The organism is Lysinibacillus boronitolerans JCM 21713 = 10a = NBRC 103108 (assembly GCF_000772935.1).
Taxonomy (GTDB): domain Bacteria; phylum Bacillota; class Bacilli; order Bacillales_A; family Planococcaceae; genus Lysinibacillus; species Lysinibacillus boronitolerans.
The window spans coordinates 33,590-59,377 of sequence record NZ_JPVR01000067.1 but is presented as its reverse complement, the minus strand read 5'-3'; the positions used below and the strand labels follow the sequence as shown (position 1 = coordinate 59,377).

Sequence of the window (25,788 nt, the reverse complement as noted above, 5' to 3'; positions counted from 1 at the left end):
AACCTTAGTAGAACATCTAAAAGTGGAGCTATTTTAGGAAGCTGAACAATATGAGGAAAATAACTAGTGCCACTGGGCTGGTATGACTCTAAAATGAGAGAGAAAACGAATAAGTTCTTGCGATACACTCAATCATTAATTTGTAATTAAAGATACATTAAAAAAGCTACAGCGTTTGCAGACGCTACAGCTCTAATTGATTTATCCCTTTTAAGAAACTTAGGAGGGCAAAACTATGTTAACAGGGCAAACAACAGTTACTAAAGTTGGTTGAAACAAACGAGGAAGCAAGGCAGCCAGTAACGAAAGCTGATAACAATAGCTAAATTGGAGTGATTGAATCAATATTACCAAAGGCATGTGGTGGCACAACCGTTGTATACAGGAATTAAAACATCGTATATATTCATCGAATAAGGAACAGGTGCAAAAGCGCATTTCGTTAGTGCATGGGGATAGAGAGGTTGAAGTTCTTCATAGATTGCTTGATGGGATAGCCCAGTACGACAAAAAATGATGAAGTAGCCGAGAGACTACTTCTTATAAGTTTTTTCTAAAAGTAATTTTAAGCGGAATTATTTTTAGTATAAGTTCTTAATAAAACTAAGTGCTTTCATATAAGGTCATCAGTGTAAAAAGCTGTCAGGTCCTTATTTTTTATGCCATTTCATTGGTTTTTTCAATATCCTCTACTTTGATAAACTTCAAGACAACAAACAGGAGAATAAATCCTAATACACCTGCTGTAATATAACTGGCATTGAGATAATTTTTCATGACAAGAGACATAATAGGAGGGCCTGCTGCAACGCCTATAAATCGTGCTGAGCTGTAAAAAGAGGACACGGTTCCTCTTAACTCTTTTCTAATATTGTCAGTAATAATTGTGTCAAGTGCAGGCAATAGTGCACCAATTGCAATCCCTGCTATACTCGTGACGACTAATAAAAGAATTAGCTTTTTACTTGTAAACCCAACAAAGACAATACTGACAGACATTGCAATCAAGGAGACAATGATTATTTTTTTAATCCTTCCTAGGTTCCCTTTAATTTTTCGACCAGATATAAATGAAGCTATACAAAGTAATAAAAGTGGGATGGCCAGGACAAAACCCTTTTTAATCCCTTTTATATCATGAACTTTTTCAAGGTTTTCTGACAAGAAAAATAGCATACTAAATAATATGAGCATCACAAGGACCCCGTTAAGGAACACAGTATATAACCATTTTCCCTCATCCTTGAAAACTTTCTTTGTATTACGTAAAAACTCTTTGAGCTTCAATGGTTCATCATCATCTTTAGGAGCTTTAACGAAGAAAAAAATAAGGACAATCGAAATCAAACTAAGCGCTGAAATGGAAAAGAAGGGCAGGAACCATAACAAAGCGGCAAATATTGATCCTAAAATGGGACTTAACACTTTCCCAAATGTGTTAGACGTTTCAATTATGCCTAATGTAGAACTTATTTTTTCATCATCATCCTGGTAAAGATCACCTACAAGAGGCAATACGATAGGCATTGCACCAGCGGCCCCAATCCCCTGAATAATTCTTCCAGCAATAATTATTGCGTAAGGGTCATCCATTTTCCATGAAGCAAATCCAGCAATTAGACCACCGATTAAGGCTAAAATTAAGCTCGGTAATATGACTATTTTTCTGCCGAAGCGGTCTGATAAATAGCCAGCTACTGGGATAAGAAAAATCGCTGCGACTGAATAGCTTGTTATGATCATGCTAGACTGAAAAGATGTAATCCCGACCTTATCCTCCAGTATTGGGAGTACAGGAATAAGCATCGAATTTCCCAGTGTCATGATGAGCGGAATAGAAGTCAAACTTACAATACACCAGACACTTACATTAACCCTCTCTTTGTCCATTACCACACCTCGACTAATATTCTTTTAAAGGTATGGTTTCCTTTCGTGTTTTTTTTTATGCGTTGTCGTTTATTGGAATAACACTTGGTAAGCCTGCTTCCCAAAGTAAATTCCGAAACCAATCATTAATAAGGCTGAGATAAAAGAGACCGTTTTCAAAAGCTGTGTAGATAATAATTTTCGAGCAACACTGGATAAAAAGGAATAAATAAAATCTACAAAAATAATGCCAATCAAAATGGCGATACTAACTAAAATGATTTCATACCCTGTTGAGATACCAGCCGTTTTTGCAAGTATGGAGCCGTATATTCCCAACCAAAAAAGGATGGTTAGCGGATTCAAAAAAGACATGAAAAATCCGGTCATGATGGATTGTCTCAATCGCGTTCTTTTCCCAGTTTTCGAATCCATCTCAATTTTATGTAGCGACAGTAAACTTTCGATACCGGTGTACAAAAGAACAAAACAGCCGAAAGACCAAAGGATTGTTTTCAACCAGATGGAATTGATAAATTGGCCAATTCCAAAATATACGATAAACATATAGATAATGTCAGTCGCTATGGCACCCAGACTAAAAAACCATGCATGAAAAAAGCCATTTTTTAAACCTGTATTTAATAGGACAGTCTTAACAGGTCCAATTGTTGCAGCCATTGATATGCCTAAAAAGATAAAGGTAAATATAGAATTCATAAAATAGCCTCCAATTATCAAATGTAATTGCATTTTATTCGAAGGCAATAACTTTTAGGACAATCTAAAACATGCGGATATAATATGTTCTTATTCATTTAGCTATCTATATTTGGGATCTTTATTAAAGAGTATAGTAGCGTATTTTAAATAAATTTTGTTCTTTTCGTTTTTGTCTTTAAACTTATCCTTTAAAACAAATAATTCAATCAAATTCGTTCATAATAATGAAAAGGACGTGGTGACTATTCTAAATGAGAAGAAGATATCAAAGTTGAAAAATATGTTAATTGAGCAAAAACACTCGCTTCAACGAAGAATGGATACAGATGACGAATATTTAGAACGAGGTAGTTTACGGGATTCTGTTGATGAATTATCAACAATCGATAATCATCCAGCAGATTTAGGTACCGAATTATATGAGCGTGAAAAAGATATGGCGTTAAAAGTCCATGACAGTGATGAGTTAGCAAAAGTAAATACCGCCTTACAAAAGGTTGAGGATGGTACCTATGGTGTATGTGAAGTTTGTCAACAAGATATCCCATATGATCGCTTGGTGGCACTGCCTTATACCTCTTTTTGTATTGAACATACTGCAAAAGACGTTCCAACAGATCGACCGGTTGAAGAGCAAGTGATGCTTCCTCCAGTTGACAATTCTTTTGCTGGCCGAGATGACAAGGATGATATTCATGATTATGAAGATGTGTTTCAGGTTGTAGCGAAATATGGAACTTCCGAAACACCTTCCGATTTTGAAGGGGATTTTGAAGATTATGATGAATTATATGAAGACCCAGAAGAAATTGCCGTTAATGACGAATGGGATTCATACCATATCTCCGAAACAGATGAACTAACACGTCAAGTTTCCATTCAGGAAGTAGAACACGCGAGAAAATTTGATTATTTAGAGGATTAAATGTGGGATTCAAAATAAATCTAACGAAAATCGATATATTGCTTTAACCTTATAAACAATATTCCACAAATGGGCGCAAATATTATAAAGGAATGCTTTAATAAACATACATGGCCAGCCCATCTATTTTAAGAGAAAGGGTATTACCCCAGTTTACAGATCATTTCCATGTTAAAAAGATCACTTAATATAGTGGTCTTTTTAATGTTATGGTATTTTATGTAAGGAGGAATTACAATTTTGGTTATTTCATGTCATTAGATAAATAAAAAAAGCCGTAGCGTCATCATACATTACAGCTTATATTTTTATTAAAAATTTGTAATACCAGTACAAAAATAGATAAGGGAACAAGTACGAGAAAAACGTAAGGTAGACATTCCAACCGTTTTTGTAAATTACTCGTCCGAAATATAAGAAAATCATTTCTAAAAAAGTAGTGAACAATGACATTAAAAAGATAACCAAATAAGCTCTGTTTAATTTTTTTATGAAGTAGATTAAGTAACATCCCAAGACTGGGTATATCCCTAAATCAAAAGGTAATGTAGCTAAATGTTTCTGATTAGGGAAAGGTAATACTTCCCAAAAATCAAAATAAAAACCTATGGCATTTATTATATAAGCAGAAACACTAAAATATGGAGCAAATAAAAAGAGTAACATTTTATCTCTCTTATAGAGGTGCAGTATACCTATAATCCAAGGAATTAGAAAGGCCAAAAGTAGATGTAGGATCATTTTTTTCTTCCCTTTGATTTTTATTATAAATATGTACTTTATCGCTTTTTATTAAACTGTGTAAGTTTACTGAACAATAATGCATGCACTAGTCTAGTTTTAGGGCTAACTTACAGGGGAGCTTTTATCAAAGCGTACAAGGAGGTTAAGCCACCAAGCGTTACATTGCCTTTTAGGGGTTACGAAGAGTGAAGAAAAAATTTAGTGGTGAGGTGTAGTAAGACCGGATATACACGATCATCAATTGCTTCTTTCAAGGCTGTTCTTGCGATTATAAGTGAAAATAGTGTATTATAGCTTTCATGTTGTAAACAAAAAGGACGGATGTAATGAAATATAATAAGACAATTATGCTAAAGCTTATCAATGAACATCGAACATTGCATGATGAATTAAAAAAGCTAAAATCTGAAATGGGTTTAGAGAAAAATTTCGCAGTAAAGGCATTGTATCATTCATTCGTTGCAGAAGATGGTCCTTATATGAAAGAATATCAGGATTTAGAGCGATTACAATAAATCGTAGTGCCACTAACAAATAATTTTTAGTGCGAGAATTTCATACTAAGTTTGTGATTGAGCCATTCATTTTGAGTGGCTTTTTTTTGTCTTTTTTCTCGCAAGCTTACGGATAACTAAATTGGGCAAGGAGTCAGAAGCTTAGCGTTATTTTTTATTGTCTAAATCGCATATGGTTTTATGAAGTGCAAATAAACGGCAGGCGGTATAATGTTGAGTTTAGATGGTTTTAATGCATAATAGAAACTGAGGGAGATGATTCTAAGTTGATAGTAAAAAATGTCAACACCGAAGTTTCAGGAGATATAATCGTTACTCACCTGATAGGTCAAATAAAAATGGAAGACGTTAATGATTGGTTTAATGATTTTGAAAAGATATGTCAGCAGTTTATTTCTGAAGGTAGAGAATACAAATTGTTGGTAGATAGGAAAGGATACATCCCAGATCATTTTTCTGTTCAAAAAGAATGGAAAGATAAGTTCTTTAATAAAACAATGCTAAAACACAGCAAAGCAATTGCGTTTCTTCTTGAAAAAGGAGAGATAATGAACCATTTAAAGCAATCCAACACAAAAGAGTCTGTTGAATTTTTCGATAATTACGAACAGGCATTCAAATGGTTGGTTGAGTATTCAAAATAAGCGTCTTTTTATATAGGTTTATAGAGATATGACGTGGTTGGAACCTAGACTGTACTGCAACGTTCAAGCTTCAGTTTTTTTAAGAATTGTGTAGTTTAAAGGTTTTGATTTTGATAAAGTTTCTAAAGCAATAAACCAAAAACCAGGCACTCTAATGAGCACCTGGTTTTAATCATTTGCAACAAATTTTTACCTTGTTAGAAAAAAGAATAAAACGTTGATATATAAGGGAGGGGTCACAGTAAAAGCGAACCTCAAAAAGTACCCCAATTTGATGAAATATTGTATTAACTTTTATTTCATCCATTCGCAAACGGATTCATTAAATCAATGGATTTAATGAATCTTTCTCAAATGAATTGTACATATACATTTAATGCCGATGGTGACTGAAAAAACTGTTCAATAATAAGTAAAAGAAAAAGCCGCAGCGTCATCACACGCTACAGCTCGAATTGGTTTATGCCCTTTGATGGCTTAGTCATTAGCATTATACCCCAACTTAGGAGGGCAAACCTATATTAAAAGAAAGAACACTAACGATGCTTCAATGATTACAGACTACCACTGGATGGTTAACGCCATCAAAGAAATACGATCAGAAATGGTTATAGGGGCAAAAACGGCACAGTATGGGATTAAAGCTACATTACCAAAGGTAGCAGGCGGTGTAGGAGATCCAAATATGCAGGAAGCTATTAGACGATCTAAGAACATAAAGCGTGTTGCAGAATATGAGAAAAAGCTATTAGAGGTTCAGAAGCTTCTAGATAAAGTTTCTGGAGACAGAGAACTATATGTACTGAACTGGGTGTTAGACGGGTACTCAATGCCTTGGATTGGGAAAGTGGGGGCGTTTTTACGGCAATAAGCGCACTGGCTATATAGGGCAGAATTTGGTGTGGTTTTGAGAGTGGGAATTGTAGTATATGGTTCCAAATTATTCTCTTCCTGATTTAGGTTTGACATACAAACAAGCTTTTAACAAAGCATACAAACAGATTAAGCCTCCTAGCGTTGTGATACCATTCGTGAGTTACGAAGGTTGGAGAAAACAGTTTAATGGTGAAGTTTGAGTTATTTAGATAACCTTCGTGTTTTATTATAGGTGATTTCATCGTTGGATAATTATGTTAAAATTGATAGGTGGTTTTAAAGGCTACTAAAATTATTGGTAAGGAGGTATAAATAGTGAATATTTATTGGCTAGGGGGAGGGCTTCTTCCACTTGATTGGGAGTTTTGTTTTTTAACAGTTAATGAATACAAGGAGAAATTAATTGAAAAAAGAGAGAAGAACCCTGACTATTTTGATATGCAAACAGGTGGAGTAGATAAATTATTTGCTCTTATAGATAAACGTGTCACGTTTGCTCTTAATAACTTTAATGGGACATTAGAAAAATATAATGAATTAAGGTGCCCTCCATTGATTACTCCAATACCTAGAGGGGATGATAGTAATGGGGCAGATTTTATCATAATTTTAAAGCGAGATGAAGATGGAGATACAGTAGTTTACTCTCCATATCCTATTTCGTATTTAGAGGATTAAGAGGGCCCATATTTCTAGAATCAAACTCCATTTGAGAAACTAACAGAGCAGTTTAGTTAAGCAACGGTAGTGAGTTTTTTTAGCACATAATTTAAAAAATAGAGGAGGGATAATGTTGCAAATTAATTTGAACAAATCTCTTGCTTGGAAAATAGGGGAGATGATTGATTCTGGCTTAATATCATATAAGCATTATTCCTTATTTTGTGATGATATTATAGATAAATCTGAAAGTCCTCCTTACTGGATTATAGAACTTTCATTAACAAAATTTCAAAACAATGCAGTAAGAATTGTAAATGAATTTGCATATTCTGAACCTTTTGAAAAATTTCCTGAATTAAATGATTTCTATTTGGCTTGTTTATTTTTGAAATATAGGCACCGTCAAATATCTTGGGCAAGTTTTCTTATTAATGCTGGAGGGTATAGTGACGGTTATCGTTGTTCAATCCATTGTGAATTTTTTTATGACCAGCTTAATGCTTATGAAAATTCTAAATACAGTAAAAATATCGAAGAAATTCAGGTAATAGACGTTGAAAATCTTCTTAAGGTAAATATCAGTGAAGCACAAGTCACTTATAAGATATTTGAATATTACTTTGACAAATATGTATCTAGTTTCTAATGAATACTAAAAATAGAGGTACTTTAGTGTAGCTTTGGTTTCAACTTCTACGGATATTAGAGCATATTTTGGAAATTGTTTTTTCAAGCATGTTTTTTAGACTTGTTCTCATAATTATAAAATCTACACAAGTCATTCATTTTGAATGGCTTTTTATTTTTGTCTTTATTCTCGCAGACGTTATAAAGAACGAGAACAAATACACTTTCGAACAGTTTAAGGATTCTTACGAATAACTAAATTGGGCAAGGAGGAAATTATGAATCAAAATCTATTCACTCTTAAATCGTTAATACCTATAGATATTCAAATGCTTGCTGGAGAAGGAGATCCTAATCCAGAGTCAACGCCTGAACCTACACCGGAGCCAGCATCAGGCGGAGATGGTCAAGGGGCTGCGTGGACACTTGAATCAGTTCAATCATTTCTAAATGACAATGATGAGGGTAAGAAATGGCTACAGTCAATTGCTGATACTAGAGTAACTGATGCTATTAAAACCTATGAAACTAAAACCCTTCCAAAGAAATTAGAAGATGAGATTGCTAAACGCTATCCACCTGAATCTGAGAATCAAAACAGTTACGCAATTTAAAAGCACAATTTGAGCAGTCTCAAAAAGAAGCTGCACGAGAAAAGCTAGTTCATCAAGCTTTATCTACTTTGATAAAGGACATCAAGACGATTTGAACTATAATTTCGGGCTGTTAGAAGCCTTGATCGGTGAAGCCAATGGTTTGACCGATAACTTGAGAGAGGAAATGCTTGAAAAGATTTATAACCTTCAGCAACAAATTGATATGCTGACTGGTGAAAATATCGGGGAATTACTAGAGCGCCTAAATGATCCCATTCAACAAGCATTAACAGCCGCACAAGATGCAAGGACTGCTAAAACAGCGACGGAAGAAGCTACAGCGTTAGCTATACAGCCACAGAATTAGCGAAAGCTAGTGCTTTACTTGCTGATGAAAAGGCTAACTATGCTAATGAAAAAGCAGTGTAAGCGCAAGAGGCAGCAGATAACGCCAATCAAGAGGCTTCAAACTTGTCGCAGTTAAAGATTGATGTTGTAAAAGCTACACAAGATGCAAATGTAGCTACAGGTAATACAAATCAAGCAGCACAGACAGCCACTAATAAAACTAATATAGTTTTACTAAATGTAACAGAGTTAGTAAATTTAAAGAGTGGAACAGCGAAACACAGTACAAAAAGAACAACTTTGTCACTTTAGAAGGTAACGGTTATATGGCCTTACGTGACAATAAAGGAGTTAGACCCCCTACATTACCTGTGCTTTCAAATGCTGATTGGGCAATGTTTGTTCAAAAGGGCGAGAAAGGTGAACATGGCCCTCCTGGACAGGACGCTCTAAACAGATTGAAACTAAGGAAGAACGCGATATGATGTAGTTGGAGCTGAGATTAAAATACAAGGTTCAATATTTAGAAAAAACAGCATCAGGTTCTTTAAGAATAGTATTGTTTAAAGGTTTTGATTTCGATAAAGTTCCAGAAGCAATAAATTAATAGCCAGGCGCTCAAATGAGTACAAGGTGTTTTTGTAGGTGCTGTATTGTAACTGCTCGTGCATATTTATTTAATTTTTCATAAAGTGGTACCCCATTCAAAAGTGTTTATATGAGTTTATATGGAATAAAAATTTTTATTAGAAAAATCCATATTTATTTTAAATACCAAGAAAAGCAACGCTCTATTTTTCACCGTTCCAATTTCCTCAGAGCAAAAACCCCACCAAATCAATACTTTTACGCTATAATGTAGGACGAGGTGAAGAAAATGTTTGTAAGTGAGAAACAGATTGAAATACGGTACGCAGAGACCGACCAGATGGGCGTGGTGTACCATGCGAACTATATCATTTGGATGGAAATTGGGCGTACCCAGCTTGTAAGTGATGCGGGCTTTGAATATGCTGCGTTAGAAAAAGATGGCTATGTATCGCCGGTGATGGATTTATCGATTTCGTATAAAGCAGCCATGCATTATGGACAAGTGGCGACGGTGCGCACTTGGGTAGAAAAGCATGATCGTTTACGAACTACGTATGGCTATGAAATTTTACATGAGGATGGCACGGTAGCAGCCACAGCTCAATCCGTACATATTCTTGCGCATAAGGATACATTGCGACCGGTATCTTTAAGTAAGATTGACCCTGCTTGGGATGCCAAATATAAAGAAATTGCTGTTGAGGCAAAATAGGAGAACAATAGATGGAAATGTTTTTAGCTTTAGGCGCTATTTTGGCAGCTCTTGGTGTTGTTTTAGGTGCTTTTGGGGCACATGCACTCAAGGATAAGTTTGCCTCACCGCATTATGCAGCCATTTGGGAAACGGCTGTGCAATATCAGATGTATCATGCTTTAGGGATTCTAGCCCTTGGCATTCTATCCAATGAGGCATTTTTAGGAAGCTCTAGTCTGCTTTCTTGGGCAGTATACTTGATGTTTGCAGGGATTGTATTTTTCTCTGGTAGTTTATATGTGCTTGCCGTGACAGGTGTGAAAAAGCTAGGTGCGATTACGCCAATTGGTGGCATGTTATTTATTGTTGCGTGGGTGCTTGTAATAATAGCTGCCTTTGCCTAATACAAAATGTAACGAGAACGTTCTGGTGATTTATATCATCGGAGCTTCTCGTTTTTTAGTTGATCGGAAGAAAATGAAACAATTTGTCTGATTTTGCGTATTACATAGTATGAAGAGATGTTAAAATAAGCTAAACATCAATGTGAAGGTGGGAATATTTATGGGTTTATTAAAAGCAGGCGTTGGGGCATTAACAGGTGTTTTAGAGGATCAATGGCGTGAGTATTTTTATTGTGAAGCCTTATCCTCAGATGTGCTAGTAACTAAGGGTGTTAAGCGCACTTCTAAACGAGGTTCAAATAAGGGCAATGACAACATTATTAGTAATGGTTCTATTATTGCCATCAATGAAGGGCAATGTATGATGATTGTTGAGCAGGGGAAGGTTGTAGAGTTTTCTTCAGAGGCTGGGGAATATGTCTATGACACATCAACAGAGCCTTCGATTATGTACGGCTCAGATTTATCTCATGGCATTATGGAAACATTTAAACAGATAGGCAAGCGTTTTACATTTGGTGGCGAACCTGCTAAAGATCAGCGAGTTTATTATTTTAATAAAAAGGAGATAGTTGGCAATAAATATGGCACTCCTGCACCAATTCCATTCCGTGTGATTGATCGTAATATCGGATTAGATATCGATATTGCCATCCGTTGCCATGGTGAATATTCCTATAAAATTATTGATCCATTATTATTCTATACAAATGTATGTGGAAATGTAGAGCGTGAATTTACGCGAGAGGCCATTGATAGCCAGTTAAAATCAGAATTAATGACAGCGTTACAGCCAGCCTTTGCGCAAATTTCAGCAAGTGGCGTTCGTTATAGTGAAATACCTGCGCATACGGTTGCATTAGCAGACGCACTCAATAAGGTATTATCTGAAAAGTGGCTTGCTACACGTGGTTTAGCTGTTGTGTCATTTGGGATTAGTACCCTTAAGGCTTCTGAGGAAGACGAAGCCATGATAAAACAACTGCAACGCAATGCGGTCATGCGTGATCCAGGTATGGCTGCTGCCCATTTAACAGGCGCTCAGGCAGAAGCGATGATTGCGGCTGCTAACAATGATGGTGGGGCTATGGCAGGCTTCATGGGGATGAATATGGCTACACAAGCAGGTGGCGTCAATGCTAGTCAGCTATATCAAATGAATGAGCAAAATAAGCAAGCACAAATGGCTCAGGCTGCGATGCAAAATCAATCAGCCAATGCACCTGGTACATGGACATGTGCATGTGGTCATGACAACACGGGCAAATTCTGTTCGAATTGCGGCGCAGCAAAACCAGCGGAAGAGGGCTGGACATGTACATGTGGAGCGGTGAATAAAGGAAAGTTTTGCAGCGAGTGTGGCTCTAAAAAACCAGCTGATGCTTTACTCTATGCATGTGATAAATGTGGGTGGACACCAGAGGACCCTGCCAATCCGCCTAAATTCTGTCCCGAATGCGGCGATGTTTTTGATGAAAAGGATGTCAAGTAAGGAGATGATGACCTATGTCAACGCAAGAAGTTGAAAATGTCAAACAAGTAAAGCTTGACTTTGATGCGGAATGTCCATCCTGTAGTGCATCAATTGAGTTTAATCCTGCTACAGGTAAGCTGACTTGTCCATATTGTGGATTTGAATCTGAAATTGCAGCCCCTGAGCAAGAAGAGGAAAAGGTTGCTCAGGAAATGGACTTCTTAAAAGCAGAGGAGCGTGGGAATTTCAATTGGGGCGTGGAGAAGAAAACAGTTATTTGTAAAGCTTGTGCGGCCGAGACAATTTATGATGCATTGCAGGTCGCTGACAGTTGTCCTTACTGCGGCTCAAATCAGGTCATGGAGGCGAGCGCTGAAAATACGCTTGCTCCCAATGGCGTATGTGCTTTTGAAGTAACGGATAAGCAGGCAGGAGAACATTTTCAGAAATGGATCAAAGGTCGATGGTTTACACCAAAGGCTGCCAAAATAAATGCCAAGCCTGATGCCTTTAAAGGGGTATATCTCCCGTATTGGACGTTTGACTCCAAAACAAGCTCCAGATACTCCGCAAGATATGGACGACATCGAACAGTTACGGATAAAGATGGTAAAACGCATACTGAAACAGATTGGTATTCAACAAGTGGTTTTTATCAGGAGTTTATAGACGATCATTTAGTGAGTGCCACGACTCGCTATGATCGGAACATGATGCGAAAAATTGAACCATTTAATCTTCTTAATAATAAGGCCTATAAACCACAATATGTAGCTGGATTTTTATCAGAGCGTTACAGTGTTGGTTTGCAGGATGGCTGGAACCAAGCAAAAAATGAAATTCATGATCACCTCCATGCGCAGATTACGTCCAAAATTCGTTGGGAAAATAGTGCAGATGTAGTATCCAATCTATGCTTTTCCACAAACCATGATGATATTACATACAAATATTTAATGTTACCGATTTGGTTATCCTCTTTCCGCTATAAGGAGAAGATTTACCGCTTTATGGTGAATGGACAAACGGGTCGAGTTGGCGGAAATGCTCCTATTTCACCGCTTCGCGTAACGATCGCTGTTATTTTATCATTAGCAGTAATCGCTCTGATTTGGTATTTCTTTATGTCTGAATAATAATAAACAGTATGCCAGTAGGAACCTTGTTGTCCTTTTGGGATACTGTTTTTTCATAAAATTGTCCATAAATACTGGGTAAATGACTGAATTAATTGGCTGGTATAGGCTAATAATCATCCATTATCACGGCTGTCATTGCGTCGAGTTGCATAGATTAAAGGGAGAAATAAAATAAGAGAGACAGCCTTGGATGGACAAAAGTATAAAGCTGCAAGATGGAAAGTCGTTAGCATTGATAAAAATCACATACTGGCATTTATGATGGTTAAAGGTTAGGACGGCTTGGCCAAAAATCTTGGGAAGTGAAGTTGCGATTTTACTTTAAACAACTTATTATACAGTCAGAGAGCATTTTTTGAGCTAGTCATGATAAATGTAATGTTATTTTTGAATAACAATGAAAACGTTATTCATATTGGAGGTTTCGATGATGGACGCAATTGAAGTGTTAACAAATTTAGATCAAATACATGGGTATTATCAACCGATATTTAGCGCAGACGCGCATACGGTGATTGCCTACGAAATTTCCGGATATCTACAAATTCAAGGTCAGCAAATTAATTTGAAAGATTTTGTCAACAATGAAGATATTCCCGAAGAATATCGAATTGATATGGAACACAAAATTTTACATGCGGCTTTGGCCAAAATTGATGAAATTGCACCAGAAATTGATATTTATATCCCAAGCAATCCAAATTTATTAATGCAAGATTTTGGTGAAAGTCATTTTAATATTATCCAACAATATATAGAGGAAAAAGATTTACAGCGTATCGTACTTGTCGTATCGGAGCATCGATTTATAGGGGATATCAACAAATTACATCACGCCCTACGCTATTTTACGACGTTTGGGGTAAAAATTGCCGTTCAGGAAGTAGGAGCCGAAAGTCATTTAGAGCATATTGCGCTATTGGCACCACATATCTTAAAGGTCAATACACGTGATTTAAATTATGATTCTTGGTCCGCTCAATCGGACATGATTTCTGCCATTGGTAGCCTTGCTTATAAAATTGGAGCAAATCTATTATTTGAGGATATTGAAACGGTTTATCAGCTACAATTTGCTTGGAAAAATGGTGGTAGATTTTATCAAGGGCCATACCTAGCAAATCCAGCTATGACTTTTGTCGATAAGGATATATTAAAGGAACGCTTTAAAAAAGAATGCCAGCAATTTATTACTTCCGAAAAGAAAATGCTAGAGGCGCAATATTTGCAGCTGAAAAAATTAAGGGAGGAATTAGAGGCAATTGTTCACCGTGTGAAACCAACAAGCGACAATGTCTCCCATTTAGAGTACTTAGCTGAATTATTGGATAACTACTCCTTCCGTCTTTATATTTGTAATGAGGATGGATTCCAGTTAACGCCTAACGTTATGCGCATTGATGGCAATTGGGAGCTACAGCCACGTGCCATCAATAAAAATTGGAGCTGGCGCCCTTATTTCCTTCAAACGATTATCAAAATGCGCAACGATCAAAGTGGGGAAATCTCTGAATTGTATCGGGATATTGAAACAGGGGAAATTACAAGAACATTCTCCATTGCCATCAACGAGCATGAATATTTGTTTGTTGACCTTTCCTATGACTATCTTTATGAGCATAAAATCTTTAGATAATATTAGTAATTTCTTTAGTGACAACATTTCATGGGTACAAATTGCAATTCGATCTATTTAGTTTAATTAAATGTATTAGGTATTATGGGGGAGAATCCTAAAAGCCTAGTAAAATACTGAAGTTGCCTTCTATATTTGCAGAAGGCAATTTTTTTTGATTTCAATCAAGAATGCTATTTAAGTTCTCATAGAAAATTAACTACCTCTATCGAAACAAAAATGGCAGTCTATACATTTGTTAAATTTGTAATGAATGATTTTATTTTTTCAGTATTTTTTCATTTAGCTTAATTAAGATGGAAATATCATAAAGGAGCTGAAAAAATGAGGATTATCAAAATACTGCTAATTATTAGTTTAATTTGGCCATTTGTTGATGCCAAAATAGCAAATGCGGATGATGAAGAAGATTATAAAAAATACGAGGGTGATGTTCATAAAAAGCACAATGATGATTATGATGATGACGAGGAAGATGATGATTATGATTATTATAAAGAAGAGGATGATTATGAATATTATGACCAAAGATACCCTGAAACAAATAGTAATACATGGAATATTTGGACAAGATCTACTTATGTAAATAAAGGAGAGTTACCCCTAAAAGAAGCGAAAGAAATTCAATTAAAACTAGAAAATAATAATAATACAAGGTCACTTTACTTGATTCCTTTAGATGGTGAAATATATGTGCCAGGTAAAATTGTTGCTGAACTTTTAGGTGCAAAAGTAGTTAATTATGATAATAGTAAAATATTAGAAATTAATAAAGCTGGTACAGAACTAATTTTTCGTGCTGGGACAAATGTAGTGTACTATAACGAGATAAAAACACCGATACCAGCTGTTACATTTTACTTGAATGATAATATATATGTTCCAATTAGTGTAATTTCAAATGGTTTAGGCTATGTGGCTGAATGGCAAGAAATGAATAACGCTGTTGTATTGAAGTTATTAAAATAAAAAAGGGAGATGATTGAATGAAAGATCAAAAGAAAGCTAAATGGATATTAGGCACTTCTGGAGTAATATTATCTTCTTTACTATTAACGCAATTTAATAATGTTCCATCAGATATAAACATAGCTGATCTAAATTTGACAAATGAACAATCAAAAAAAATGTCAGACCGAGAAAAGGAACTTGTTCAATTAGATTGGACAAATTTTGAAATTGTTGGAGTGAATCAACTACAACAACAAAATAAAATTCGTACCGATCGAACTACCAAACGATCCTAAACTTAGTTTGAAGTGGAGTTGAAATTGCTTGGATACCTTATCATTAAACACGATGAATACAAACTTTTATATTGAAATTGCTGGAACACAAAAAATGGATTGGAAAGACAAAGTGGTGAAATGGTTGCAATACGTTGCAAGAGAGTGGTCGAGATTTGAGCCAAATAATGAGTTAAATCAAATTAATCAACTAAAGGTAGGAGAAATAGGTAGAATTTCTCCTGCATTATATGATTGTTTAAAAGCAGCAGACAACTATTATACATTAACTAATAATATATTTTCTCCGTATTTAAAATTACATTTAGAACAACATGGGTATGATCGATCCTTTCCTTTTCAAGAATCAAAGTATAAGCCAATACAAATAGAAAAAAAGACAAATAAGCCATTTCTTTTTTTGGATCACAATGAAGTTTTAAAAACGGATAATCAATTAATTGATTTAGGTGGATTTGCCAAAGGATACGTAGTTGAAAAAATAGCTGATTGGCTTAGACAGGTTTCTCCAGAGTTTGGAATTGTAGATGGTGGTGGAGATATGAAAATGTGGTCGTCAGGCAAAAAGACATGGACCATTGGGATTGCTCATCCATCTCATATACACGAAGAGATCAGTTCAATTAGAATTCAAAATGGTGCAATTGCCACTTCGAATCGTATATTCAGAAGTTGGAAACAGCAGGGGAAAGAAAAGCATCACTTATTAGATGGAAGAACCGGAGAGGTAATCATTAGCCCTATCCTTCAAACAACAATAATAACAAACTCATTATGTCAAGCAGAAGTGGCAACAAAACTGGCTTTTTTATTAAATGAACAAGAATTACAAGTATGGTTTGACAAACTACAGATGCCTTGTGCTTGCTTAATAGCAAAAGATGATGGAAGTATATATTGGCTGAAAGGAGGAGAAAAATTAGATGTTATTTAGTACTTGGGAATGGATTCGATTATTAGGGCTTTTAAGTTATTTTTACTTCAGTATGTCTATTTTTTTTGGTTTACTAAGGAAATCTTCTACTCTCAAGTCCAATAAAAACTTGTACTTTCAATTACATCAAATGAGTGGATGGATGGGATTTATAACTGTTATTGTACATTTACTTTTACTAATGATTGATCAATACGAACCCTATACTATTTCTGAAATCGTATTACCTTTTAGCGCTAACTATCAGGCATTGTTGTCTGGGCTAGGAACCATAGCTTTTTATTTATTTTTAATAGTTCTTTTAACATCAGATATATGGATAAATAAAATGAACTTCTCACTTTGGAAGAAGATGCATTTTCTTGTTTTACCTGCTTGGATATTATCACTTATTCATGGGCTATTCATTGGTACTGACTCTAATCAAATGTTGGTAATTTTATTTTATAGCAGTACGGTAATGGTTATAATTACCGCACTACTTGTAAGGTTGATGAGTGATGGGTTTAAGAAGAAAGATCAAAAGCAAGGGGTTAGCAAGTAAGCGGTGCTTGAATGGATGAAAGGCAGTTTCTCCATGTTAGCTAGACTGCCAAAGTAGCTCAAAAAATAAACTAATTGAATGGCACTACTGATACATGTAATGCCATTCTTTGGTTTATCCATCATGTAACGATGAAGAGCCTACTTTTTAGTATAAAGAGGAAATTGAATACAAAATGTTGTACCTTTTTCCAATTCGCTTTGAACTGTGAATGTTCCTCCGTGATCATGAACAATAGAATCAGCTATAGCAAGTCCTAGTCCTGTTCCGTTTCTGTTTCTCACTGCATCACTCCGGAAAAATCTATCAAAAATAAAAGGGAGGTCTTCCTTAGAAATCCCAATGCCTGTATCTTCAATGTAGATATATATCATTTTATCAGTTTGTAAAAGCTTTAGATAGATTGATCCTCTTTGTGTGTACTGAGCGGCATTATCTAATAATATATAAATTAATTCAGTTATATTATTTGAATTTCCAATAAATTCAACATTAGGTTGGATTTCTGTTTCGAAAACGATTGATTTCGGTAACGCTCTTTTAAACTTCCTACTAATCGTTATTAGCAACTCTGTTAAGGAGATTTTTTCTTTAGTTGAATGAATACGATTTTTGTCATGTCGGGCTAAAAATAATAGTTTATCTAATAGCTCTTTCATTAACTCTGCTTCATGCTTTAAATCTTCAATCAATTCTTTACCGAAATCACTCATATTATTAGCTTCATCAGTTTCTAAAATATCGAGTGAACTATAAAATACGCTTAGCGGTGTTCTTAACTCATGAGAAGCATCTGAAACAAAGCTTTTCTGTTTTTCAAGTGCATGTTGAATGGGAATCATGGCTTTTCCTGCCATGTAGTAACTTAAGAATCCAATTATTATTGTAAAAATTATAATTAAAACAATAAACAGTAAGATCATTTTTTGAAAAAAATGATATTGTGATGTGGTCGATTTGCCTATAACAATATATCCAAGAAATTCATCGTTCGGCTGAATGGGTTTCGATAAAATTAAAAGATGTTTATCGCGCCACTTTATATTTTTTACAAAACGTTTAGAAGGATCTTCCGTTTGAATGATTTTTTCTAGATCTTTAAATAAACCTTGATAGTTTTCGTCACCGTGGACTAGTATCTGGTCTTTTGTATAAATATAGTAAAAATACATACCATTTGGGTTAAATTCTAATTTCCCTTCATTATCATTTTTGTGCTCAAAAAAGTCATGATATTGTTCTTTATAATAAGTTTCTAGTTCTTCTATTTGTTGATAATCCATTAGTTGAACTAATGAAAAATATAGAATAATAAGAAAAGCAAAGAAAAAGCCTATAAAATAAATGGAGTTAAATAAAGTTAGTTTTTTACGAGTTTTCTTAAACATGCTACCTCACTCTGTATCCTATTCCTCTAATGTTTTCAATAATGGATTTTGGACGATTATGATCGATTTTTTTACGAACTAATTTTACTAACGCATCAAGGTTGTTGTTAGTCATTTCATGATCAAAGCCCCATACTTGTGTGTAAATTTGTTCTCTAGTAAGAATGATGCCTTTGTTGATAAAAAGGTACTCTAACAATAAAAATTCGTTTTTAGTTAATAGTATTTCTTGATTATCTTTAAAAAGTGTTCTGGAATCCAAATATAACTTTAAATCATCAATTTGAATGATTTGATGAATGGATTTATTTTTTCTTCTTAAAATGGCACGTATTCTCGCTAAGAGTTCTTCCATTTTAAATGGTTTAACAACATAATCATCAGCACCTGCATCTAATCCGCAAATGATGTCATTGCAATCATCCTTTGCTGTTAGTATTAAAATGCCACCTTCATAACCATTTCTTCTAGCTTCTTTGCACACATCAATACCGCTTATTTCTGGCATCATCCAATCTAAAATGACTAGATCGTATGTATGAAACAGTATGTATTCTAATGCATGCTGACCATTATCTACAGCATCCACCTGATGAAATTCTTTTTGAATGATGTGAACAATGTTTTTTCTTAATCGATTATCATCTTCTGCTATCAGTATTTTCAACGAAGCTCCTCCTACCTTTTTTATATTCAATATAACTAATTTATAACAACATTATGAAATCCACCTGAATTTTTTTGTGCAACCAATCTTCTACTTATTCTAAGCCAAAAAAGAAATTTAAATTAAATATCGTAATTTTTTCTAGTACCGTTTTTCAGATTTTTTTCATATTGGTTGCTTAGACTAATGTTGAACCTCAATATGGAAGGAGATCTCCTATGCGATATTTAAAAATGTTTGGGATAGTATTGGTAGTTATGTTTTTTTTGTATGATGTAAATCCCATTTATGCAGATGATATTTTTGAAGGGAAAGATGAGTATGATGAGGGTAACGGTAGACAACAACACGAAGAAGGGCGTTATGAGGACCTTGGTGAATTAATTGGTTGGTGTGCATTCATAGGAATTGGTGCAGCGGGTATGATTTTTCCTATTAGAACCTTCTTGAAGTCTGTAATTCGTACTTTCCCACAATCTAAAGGACTATATTTATACGTAGCAAAGTTAATAGGTAGATATCATATTCTTTTTGGCACAATGGCATTGTTGTTAGGTATTGGTCATGGGATAATTATGTACTTTAATGAGGGTGAATTGGAGAATGAAGGAATTATTGGCTTAATTGCAATTATTCTTTTATCAATTACTGCTATTATAGGAATAAATTTATTCAACTATAGAAAAAATCGAAGCTTGCGAACAATCCATATCTCAATAGCGGCATTAAGTGTTATTACAGGAGGGATTCATATTTTTATCTCTTAATTATGTAAACATGACTCGGCTCATAATTACTAAGCTTAACATTTTTGTTGCATACTGCATTCATTTTCTATATTTGTTGTATAAACAATGCTTAGACAAAGAATCTCTAGTATTTGAGCTTAAAGCAAAAGGATCGCATTAGGGAAGTGTGCTGTGTAATTATATTTAAGTTTATAGTTCTTGTATTGGCTATGGTAAATTTCCGTATAAGAATTCTACACCTCAGCATTACTTGCAGATGAATTAAAACTAGCTGTAATGCAGGTGGACAAAACTTAGCCAACATAAGTGCGACTCGACCCCAAATAACTAAAAAACTAGGTACCGCCAAAGAGGGGTACCTAGTTCTATTATGCAAAGGGACACTTGGGATGGAGTGACCCTAGTAACAATTTCGGAGGTGTAAGGCTAATTTAGCTTTACACTACTATATATATGTTGTGCTTGCTATGGTTGAATAGTTAATTGCCTGAGAAATAATCGATGAAATGCAAAAGTGTTTGGGTATTTCATTGATTGTCTAGGATAGAAATGGTAAAGTGAACATAACTTTAGGGACAAGGAGGAGAATTCACATGAAAAAAAGAGCTATTCGTTTTTTAAGCATGGGTATAGGGTTCTCCACAGCTGTTTTTTTCTAAAATCAACGAACAAGGGATAAGTCTGCCCTTTTTTAGAAAAAAAACAATCCTAAAGGAGAAAAGAATATGAAAACAAACATAGTACGTAAAAATCCAATGCAGGTACCTAGCCCTGTTGGGAAGTATAGCCACATCACAATCATTCCGAAAGATGCAACAATGTATGCATTCTCTGGACAAATTGGGGTTGATCAAGATGATCAACTGCCTGCAGATTTAATTGAACAAACCACCAATACATTTAGAAATATTGAAGCGCTTTTAGCAACTGAGGGATTGGATGCATCTCATGTGGTAAAGGTGAATATATGGGCGACAGAGGAGATTGATTGGCACCATTTCTATCAGCAATGGGAAGTAATGTTTGGTCATTCCTATCCCTCTATGACTATTGCTTATGTATCTGCATTAGGGCTACCAGATATAAAAATAGAGATTGAACTTTGGGCTGCTAAATAGCTTAAAAAACGACAATATCCATGTGGTATTGTCGTTTTTGTATACAGACTGAATTAACGTAACATCCTTTTTAATTGTTTCATTTCATAATTTAAATCGTCAATTTGCTTTTGTAGTTTGTCAATATCATTGCTATTACTTTCATTTTCCTTCAATTCATCTTCTAGCGCAAGACCAGCCGCAATGGTCGCTAGAGCGTCTCCAAGTGTTGTAATCGCCCCCGCAATGACAGCCAGCTTAGCTGCTTGACTCACGGATTCCAATCCCTCATTATTCCGATTACCTTTATTTTGCTTCATATAATCCTCCCTACAAAAAAGGGTATTATTTGCATTGTATGCTTAGAATAAGAAACAGGTGAAGAATTTATGGGCATCAAATAGGTAACAAGGGAAAGTTGGATATTATAAGGCGTTTTTTAGAAGTTTATGGTCTTTTCTAACATGATTTCAATGACATTCAGAGAATAAATAAATATTTTAACTCATATAAAAATGTGTTGTCAATAATAAATTTGTAATTTTATTAAAAAATGTTATAATAGTATTACGATCATTTTTTATAAACGTATTTCGAATTCCGATGTCCTATTTTGCAGAAAGAATTTGGATACGTTTTTTTTTTATTTTTTAAACGGAAGAAAAATTCGAAATTGTTTAAAGAAGTTATTTAAAAGAATTTACTATCTAATAGTAACTTAATTTTTATTCCATAAGGAGGACTAGATGAATGAATCTAATTAATAAGAAAGTTACACACAAGCGTTTTGGCATAGGTAGTATAGTTAATCAAAATGATTCAAGTATTGAAATACATTTTGCATCAGAAAATAAAAGGTTTGTTTTTCCAGATGTATTTGGAAAGCACCTAACAATACATGATAAAAGTGATGCTAAGTTACTTGAGGAAATTATACAAAAAAAAGAAATTGAACGAAAAGAAGAAGAATCGCGGATGGAAGAGGCCAAAGAACTTCAACGGAAAGAACTCTTGCTTCGCTTGGAACACGAAAAACTAATGAGTAATCATAAACTTCATCCCTCATCACAGATGGTTTTTTGGTGTGATTCAGAGGAACAGAATCGTTCTTTTTCAGAGTGGAAAGTTTTTTCGGGTATATTAAAGAGTGGTACTAACAAAGGAAACCCAAACAAGCCGAGCCGTTTGCATCAAAATAGCGCTGTCCTTTTAACAGCAAGAGATTCCAGTCAGCTTGAAAAAGATAGACGCATCTTAGGTGTCTATATGGTGAATGAAAATTTTGTTGGTAAACTGTGTGAAGATGGACATATTCCTGCTCATTCAAAATACAGAATTCAACTGACAGAACAGGAATCGGATCAGCTGCTTTTCTGGCAATATTATATCAATGAAAAATTCCCCGAAAAAATGACATGGAAGACAGGTAAATATCGTTATTTCGAAAATTTATGGATGGCTCAAATTTTACTTGATATCATTGCGCTGAAAAGTGACCCAAAAGAACGAGAGTTGGCACAACAATTCTTTAAACATTTTTGTAAAATGAATCAGATAACAGTTCAAGAAATTCCCAAACCTGATGGCGCATTAACCCGTATTTAGTACAGTGAACCAATTATCAAGATGAAGAGACATACTCGCTTGAAGAAAAAATAACTGCAATGAATACAAGTCACTGGATTATATAATCCAGTGACTTGTATGTTTATCTCCTAATTAGCATTCAATTACCTATTCCCCACAAAGTACCCGAATGATTCACTTTTATTTCTTATTAGACTTAATAAAGTAAAAGAAACAGCGTTAACAATGATTAACGCTGTTTTTAAATTAGTCACGTTGGTGACCAAATAAAATGGGGATGTGTTTCTTGCTGAAGATATGAGCAAAGATGGAAAGCGAGTAGGGTACATTACCAATATATGATGTTTACCACCAAGCTGATAGGTATTTATCCTTTACAATAAATAATCTTTATTTCTTTGTCGTAGGGGAGGAATTGTCCAATATGTGCCGATTCGCCATAGCCTTTCCATTGGGCCAAAGCGGAAAAAGTATAGCCATAGCTTACTAAAGAGCAATTGGCAAACATAAATGCCTAGACAAATCCACAAAGATTCAAGATAGCGAAGTTGTCCGATTAAACCGAAAGCATGGCCAATTAAGAGAATGAGCACGGTTTGCCCCAAGTAATTAGTCAAGGCCATGCGCCCATATGCTTTTAACGGTGCCAATAGTCGCTGGAACAAAGTACTTTGTAATAATAGGGTGATTGTTCCCATGTAAAAGGCAGAAGCGAATGGGCTAAACTGTAGTCCAATTAATGAAAATTGCTCGATATTAGTAATATGAGCTGCTAGCTGATCATTCGGTAAATGTTGGATGTTGATAAGGGGCTCAGGGACATACTGCCATTGATAAAACCAGCTAACCATGCTTATCAAGCCCATTATAATCGTCACTAACCTGATTTTATTTCGATGTAACGTGATATTTTCAAATAAATGATATTGACCTGCAGCTAGACCAAGCAAAATCAGTGGAAATGGCATTAAAATTTTTAGACCAAAATAGGCAGTGATGGCTAATAGGATGAACCCAAGGATGAGATTGATGCCTTTGCGCATTTTATAAAAAGGTAAGGCTACAAAGCCGAAGATAGCATAGACTGTTAAAGCTTCACCTGGTTGGAAATAAAAATGAACAATCCCCATAAGCAGTAAAATCAAAAGTCTACGGCTAAATAAGGCATAGGCTTTTTCACCCCTTGCCTGAGCGCGTGAAATAAAGAGATAAAATCCTATTCCAAATAAAAATGAAAAAATGATAAAAAATTTACCCTCTACAAAAAGTGTTAGAAAGCGGCTATAGGCAATATCGTTTGCCAATTTAGGTGGTTCAATCCACATTAACGAGGGGATATTGACTAGAATAATGCCTAGTAAGGCGAACCCTCTTAAATAATCTAATGTATCAATTCGTTTATTACTGTTGGTCGGTTGCACGTAAATCTCCTCCTTCAAACCCAATTATAAGGACGCTCTATCAAAAGTAGTAACGATGAATGTTACGTGAATCTGACAAAATTGTCATCTTATTGAGGTTCTTTTGGCTCGGGGTAAATCGCTAATAGCTCATGTGCATGCTGACGCAAAAGCTGAATTAATGCTTGCGGTTCTTTGACAATCGCATGTTGACCAAGGCGAAAGAATAGGGAGCTATTAAAGTGGAGCTCATGTTGATCGATGATCGTATCGATATAGCCTGTTCCATCACTATGTCGAACAACCGCTTTTTCCAGATGGGGCTCACTTAAACATTGACGAACGCCCTCGCTGGATAATTCAACATATAAGCGAATTGGCTGCTGAGGCTCATAGTCAGTTTCTAGCCATTGCTGCAAATTCATCGTCGTTTTACGATTTGTTTCACCAACTTTTATGCCTTTAATTCGATCTACACGGAAGAGTAATATTCTTTCACTTGATAGCAGTAGCGCAGGCATATACCATAAGCCATCATGAGCGTACACGCCAATAGGCTGGATATGCTTTGAGGTAATACCAGACTTCGATTCATAGTGGATATGCAATTGTGATTGGTTGATGATAGCCTCTAAAACGTCAGTTAAGAGTGGTGTTGTAATGGCTCTTTTAGGGTTCCAAAAGGCAATATAGGATTGCAGCGTATCCACCTTTTTCTTGGCTTCCTTCTGTAAGGATTCATACAGCTTTTGAGAGACAGACTGAATTTCAGTATTAAAAGGTAAATCACGATAATAATGCAAAGACTGGAATGCAAAGAAAATAGCGACCGCTTCTTCCTCGGTAAATAATATAGGGGGGAGAATGGCATTTGATAGTACCGTATAGCCCCCATGTCTTCCTTGTTCCGCGTAAATGGGTAGACCCATATCACTTAAATCCAAAAGGTAACGATGTACCGTTCGCACGGAAATATGGAAGGTGTCGGCAATTTCCTGCGCTGTAAATTTCTTTTTTGCACTGACAAATAACAAAATATCAATTAATCGTTTAGCTTTGCTCATATTTTTTCACCTTTTTATTTAATCATGCCAATAGTTGTCATGTTTTATAGTTAGTATAGAGATTGTACAAGAGATTTTCAAAAGAAGAGGAGCTGACCTAATGTCACGAGAAATACTGGTATTTATTGCAGGGAGTTTAGATGGATTTATTGCCAAGGAAAATGATGATCTACAGTGGCTAGAGGAAACAGAGGGAGAAGGAGATAATGGCTACGCTGATATGTATCAAACCATTGATACCGTCATTATGGGAAAACGGACATATGATTATATCCTAGAGCACATTGATCCGTTCCCTTATCCTGATAAAAAATGCTATGTCTTCTCAACAACTCAAACTGGGGAAAATGAGCATGTGACGTTTGTCCAAGAGGATGTCATCACATTTACTAAACGTTTAAAAGAGCAAGAAGGCACAAAGATTTGGATGGTAGGGGGAGGGGCTATTCTAGATGCTTTTTTACAGGAGCGGCTAATTGACGAATGGATTATTACGCTTACACCGCATTTACTGGGCTCAGGTATACCCTTGTTTACATCTCCACGTCCATTCGAAAACTTAAGGCTATTGGAAACAAAACGATATGGTCAAATGGTACAACTGCATTATGAGGTAAGGAAAGAGGCTTAAATCAAGCCTCTT

General features: G+C 35.3%; 30 protein-coding genes. 22 read left to right on the top strand and 8 right to left on the bottom strand.

All coding sequences use genetic code 11. The features are described from left to right. Positions 1-657 precede the first annotated feature (657 nt). Complete coding sequence (locus CD31_RS06885) at positions 658-1,890, bottom strand: MFS transporter (protein WP_036076425.1); 1,233 nt, start codon at positions 1,888-1,890, stop codon at positions 658-660. A 69-nt stretch (positions 1,891-1,959) separates the two neighbouring features. Next, the gene (locus CD31_RS06880; RefSeq protein ID WP_036076424.1) at positions 1,960-2,589 is read right to left on the bottom strand and encodes a LysE family translocator; all 630 of its coding nucleotides are present in this window, start codon (positions 2,587-2,589) and stop codon (positions 1,960-1,962) included. A 247-nt stretch (positions 2,590-2,836) separates the two neighbouring features. Here CD31_RS06880 and CD31_RS06875 point away from each other — a divergent pair, with 247 nt between their 5' ends. Next, on the top strand, positions 2,837-3,517 hold the full coding sequence (locus CD31_RS06875) for a TraR/DksA C4-type zinc finger protein (protein ID WP_036076490.1): 681 nt from the start codon (positions 2,837-2,839) through the stop codon (positions 3,515-3,517). Positions 3,518-3,817: 300 nt separating this feature from the next. Here the strand turns inward: CD31_RS06875 and CD31_RS23975 are convergent, their stop codons facing one another. Continuing rightward, complete coding sequence (locus tag CD31_RS23975; RefSeq protein ID WP_280522780.1) at positions 3,818-4,183, bottom strand: CBO0543 family protein; 366 nt, start codon at positions 4,181-4,183, stop codon at positions 3,818-3,820. Positions 4,184-4,587: 404 nt separating this feature from the next. Between CD31_RS23975 and CD31_RS06865 the strand changes: the two genes are divergently transcribed. The 17 genes from CD31_RS06865 to CD31_RS06785 all read left to right on the top strand — a co-directional run bounded on the left by CD31_RS06865 (position 4,588) and on the right by CD31_RS06785 (position 17,193). Further along, positions 4,588-4,776: a hypothetical protein gene (locus tag CD31_RS06865; RefSeq protein ID WP_004225125.1), complete on the top strand. Its 189-nt coding sequence runs from the start codon at positions 4,588-4,590 to the stop codon at positions 4,774-4,776. 236 nt (positions 4,777-5,012) lie between these two features. After that, positions 5,013-5,420 carry an STAS/SEC14 domain-containing protein gene (locus CD31_RS06860; protein ID WP_167334362.1) on the top strand — a complete coding sequence of 136 codons (408 nt, stop codon included), beginning with the start codon at positions 5,013-5,015 and terminating at the stop codon, positions 5,418-5,420. Between the two features lie 550 nt (positions 5,421-5,970). Continuing rightward, entirely contained in the window at positions 5,971-6,291 is a 321-nt protein-coding gene (locus CD31_RS06855) for a hypothetical protein (protein ID WP_036076421.1), read from the top strand. Between the two features lie 320 nt (positions 6,292-6,611). Beyond that, the gene (locus tag CD31_RS06850) at positions 6,612-6,974 is read left to right on the top strand and encodes a hypothetical protein (protein WP_232540661.1); all 363 of its coding nucleotides are present in this window, start codon (positions 6,612-6,614) and stop codon (positions 6,972-6,974) included. Positions 6,975-7,089: 115 nt separating this feature from the next. Further along, complete coding sequence (locus CD31_RS06845) at positions 7,090-7,605, top strand: hypothetical protein (protein WP_052125334.1); 516 nt, start codon at positions 7,090-7,092, stop codon at positions 7,603-7,605. Between the two features lie 259 nt (positions 7,606-7,864). Further along, the gene (locus CD31_RS06840) at positions 7,865-8,200 is read left to right on the top strand and encodes a hypothetical protein (RefSeq protein ID WP_052125333.1); all 336 of its coding nucleotides are present in this window, start codon (positions 7,865-7,867) and stop codon (positions 8,198-8,200) included. Between the two features lie 91 nt (positions 8,201-8,291). Next, on the top strand, positions 8,292-8,549 hold the full coding sequence (locus CD31_RS06835) for a hypothetical protein (RefSeq protein WP_036076418.1): 258 nt from the start codon (positions 8,292-8,294) through the stop codon (positions 8,547-8,549). 104 nt (positions 8,550-8,653) lie between these two features. Next, complete coding sequence (locus CD31_RS06830) at positions 8,654-8,842, top strand: hypothetical protein (RefSeq protein ID WP_036076417.1); 189 nt, start codon at positions 8,654-8,656, stop codon at positions 8,840-8,842. 565 nt (positions 8,843-9,407) lie between these two features. Continuing rightward, positions 9,408-9,833, top strand: a complete 426-nt coding sequence (locus CD31_RS06825) for an acyl-CoA thioesterase (RefSeq protein WP_004225136.1) — start codon at positions 9,408-9,410, stop codon at positions 9,831-9,833. Between the two features lie 11 nt (positions 9,834-9,844). Beyond that, positions 9,845-10,219 carry a DUF423 domain-containing protein gene (locus tag CD31_RS06820; protein WP_036076416.1) on the top strand — a complete coding sequence of 125 codons (375 nt, stop codon included), beginning with the start codon at positions 9,845-9,847 and terminating at the stop codon, positions 10,217-10,219. A gap of 160 nt (positions 10,220-10,379) precedes the next feature. Continuing rightward, complete coding sequence (locus CD31_RS06815) at positions 10,380-11,711, top strand: SPFH domain-containing protein (RefSeq protein ID WP_036076415.1); 1,332 nt, start codon at positions 10,380-10,382, stop codon at positions 11,709-11,711. Between the two features lie 14 nt (positions 11,712-11,725). Further along, entirely contained in the window at positions 11,726-12,829 is a 1,104-nt protein-coding gene (locus tag CD31_RS06810) for a TFIIB-type zinc ribbon-containing protein (RefSeq protein ID WP_036076414.1), read from the top strand. A gap of 433 nt (positions 12,830-13,262) precedes the next feature. Beyond that, complete coding sequence (locus CD31_RS06805; RefSeq protein WP_036076413.1) at positions 13,263-14,468, top strand: EAL-associated domain-containing protein; 1,206 nt, start codon at positions 13,263-13,265, stop codon at positions 14,466-14,468. 324 nt (positions 14,469-14,792) lie between these two features. After that, complete coding sequence (locus CD31_RS06800; RefSeq protein WP_036076412.1) at positions 14,793-15,437, top strand: copper amine oxidase N-terminal domain-containing protein; 645 nt, start codon at positions 14,793-14,795, stop codon at positions 15,435-15,437. Between the two features lie 17 nt (positions 15,438-15,454). After that, on the top strand, positions 15,455-15,715 hold the full coding sequence (locus tag CD31_RS06795; protein ID WP_036076411.1) for a hypothetical protein: 261 nt from the start codon (positions 15,455-15,457) through the stop codon (positions 15,713-15,715). Positions 15,716-15,743: 28 nt separating this feature from the next. Then, positions 15,744-16,649, top strand: a complete 906-nt coding sequence (locus CD31_RS06790) for an FAD:protein FMN transferase (RefSeq protein ID WP_036076410.1) — start codon at positions 15,744-15,746, stop codon at positions 16,647-16,649. Then, positions 16,639-17,193, top strand: coding sequence for a ferric reductase-like transmembrane domain-containing protein (locus CD31_RS06785; protein ID WP_036076409.1), 555 nt, complete (start codon positions 16,639-16,641; stop codon positions 17,191-17,193). Before CD31_RS06790 ends, CD31_RS06785 begins: the two co-directional genes overlap by 11 nt. A 140-nt stretch (positions 17,194-17,333) precedes the next feature. On the opposite strand, the gene CD31_RS06780 is transcribed toward CD31_RS06785, so the two are convergent. Then, on the bottom strand, positions 17,334-18,581 hold the full coding sequence (locus CD31_RS06780; RefSeq protein ID WP_036076408.1) for a sensor histidine kinase: 1,248 nt from the start codon (positions 18,579-18,581) through the stop codon (positions 17,334-17,336). 1 nt (position 18,582) lies between these two features. After that, positions 18,583-19,248: a response regulator transcription factor gene (locus CD31_RS06775; protein ID WP_036076407.1), complete on the bottom strand. Its 666-nt coding sequence runs from the start codon at positions 19,246-19,248 to the stop codon at positions 18,583-18,585. Positions 19,249-19,466: 218 nt separating this feature from the next. On the opposite strand from CD31_RS06775, the gene CD31_RS06770 reads away from it, so the two are divergent. Together CD31_RS06770 and CD31_RS06765 are read left to right on the top strand one after the other, a co-directional pair. Beyond that, positions 19,467-20,015 carry a hypothetical protein gene (locus CD31_RS06770; protein WP_036076406.1) on the top strand — a complete coding sequence of 183 codons (549 nt, stop codon included), beginning with the start codon at positions 19,467-19,469 and terminating at the stop codon, positions 20,013-20,015. Positions 20,016-20,722: 707 nt separating this feature from the next. Then, positions 20,723-21,115, top strand: a complete 393-nt coding sequence (locus CD31_RS06765) for a RidA family protein (RefSeq protein WP_036076405.1) — start codon at positions 20,723-20,725, stop codon at positions 21,113-21,115. A gap of 53 nt (positions 21,116-21,168) precedes the next feature. Here the strand turns inward: CD31_RS06765 and CD31_RS06760 are convergent, their stop codons facing one another. Continuing rightward, the gene (locus CD31_RS06760) at positions 21,169-21,414 is read right to left on the bottom strand and encodes a hypothetical protein (RefSeq protein WP_036076404.1); all 246 of its coding nucleotides are present in this window, start codon (positions 21,412-21,414) and stop codon (positions 21,169-21,171) included. Between the two features lie 430 nt (positions 21,415-21,844). Between CD31_RS06760 and CD31_RS06755 the strand changes: the two genes are divergently transcribed. Beyond that, positions 21,845-22,699, top strand: coding sequence for a hypothetical protein (locus CD31_RS06755; RefSeq protein ID WP_036076403.1), 855 nt, complete (start codon positions 21,845-21,847; stop codon positions 22,697-22,699). A 356-nt stretch (positions 22,700-23,055) separates the two neighbouring features. Here the strand turns inward: CD31_RS06755 and CD31_RS06750 are convergent, their stop codons facing one another. Both CD31_RS06750 and CD31_RS06745 read right to left on the bottom strand, forming a co-directional pair. Beyond that, on the bottom strand, positions 23,056-24,102 hold the full coding sequence (locus CD31_RS06750; RefSeq protein ID WP_036076402.1) for a DUF418 domain-containing protein: 1,047 nt from the start codon (positions 24,100-24,102) through the stop codon (positions 23,056-23,058). Positions 24,103-24,191: 89 nt separating this feature from the next. Beyond that, positions 24,192-25,145 (bottom strand): helix-turn-helix transcriptional regulator, encoded by a 954-nt coding sequence (locus CD31_RS06745; RefSeq protein ID WP_036076401.1) that lies wholly within the window; start codon positions 25,143-25,145, stop codon positions 24,192-24,194. Positions 25,146-25,245: 100 nt separating this feature from the next. Here CD31_RS06745 and CD31_RS06740 point away from each other — a divergent pair, with 100 nt between their 5' ends. Continuing rightward, a complete protein-coding gene (locus CD31_RS06740; protein ID WP_036076400.1) occupies positions 25,246-25,776 on the top strand; it encodes a dihydrofolate reductase family protein in 531 nt (176 codons plus the stop codon). Positions 25,777-25,788: the final 12 nt, after the last annotated feature.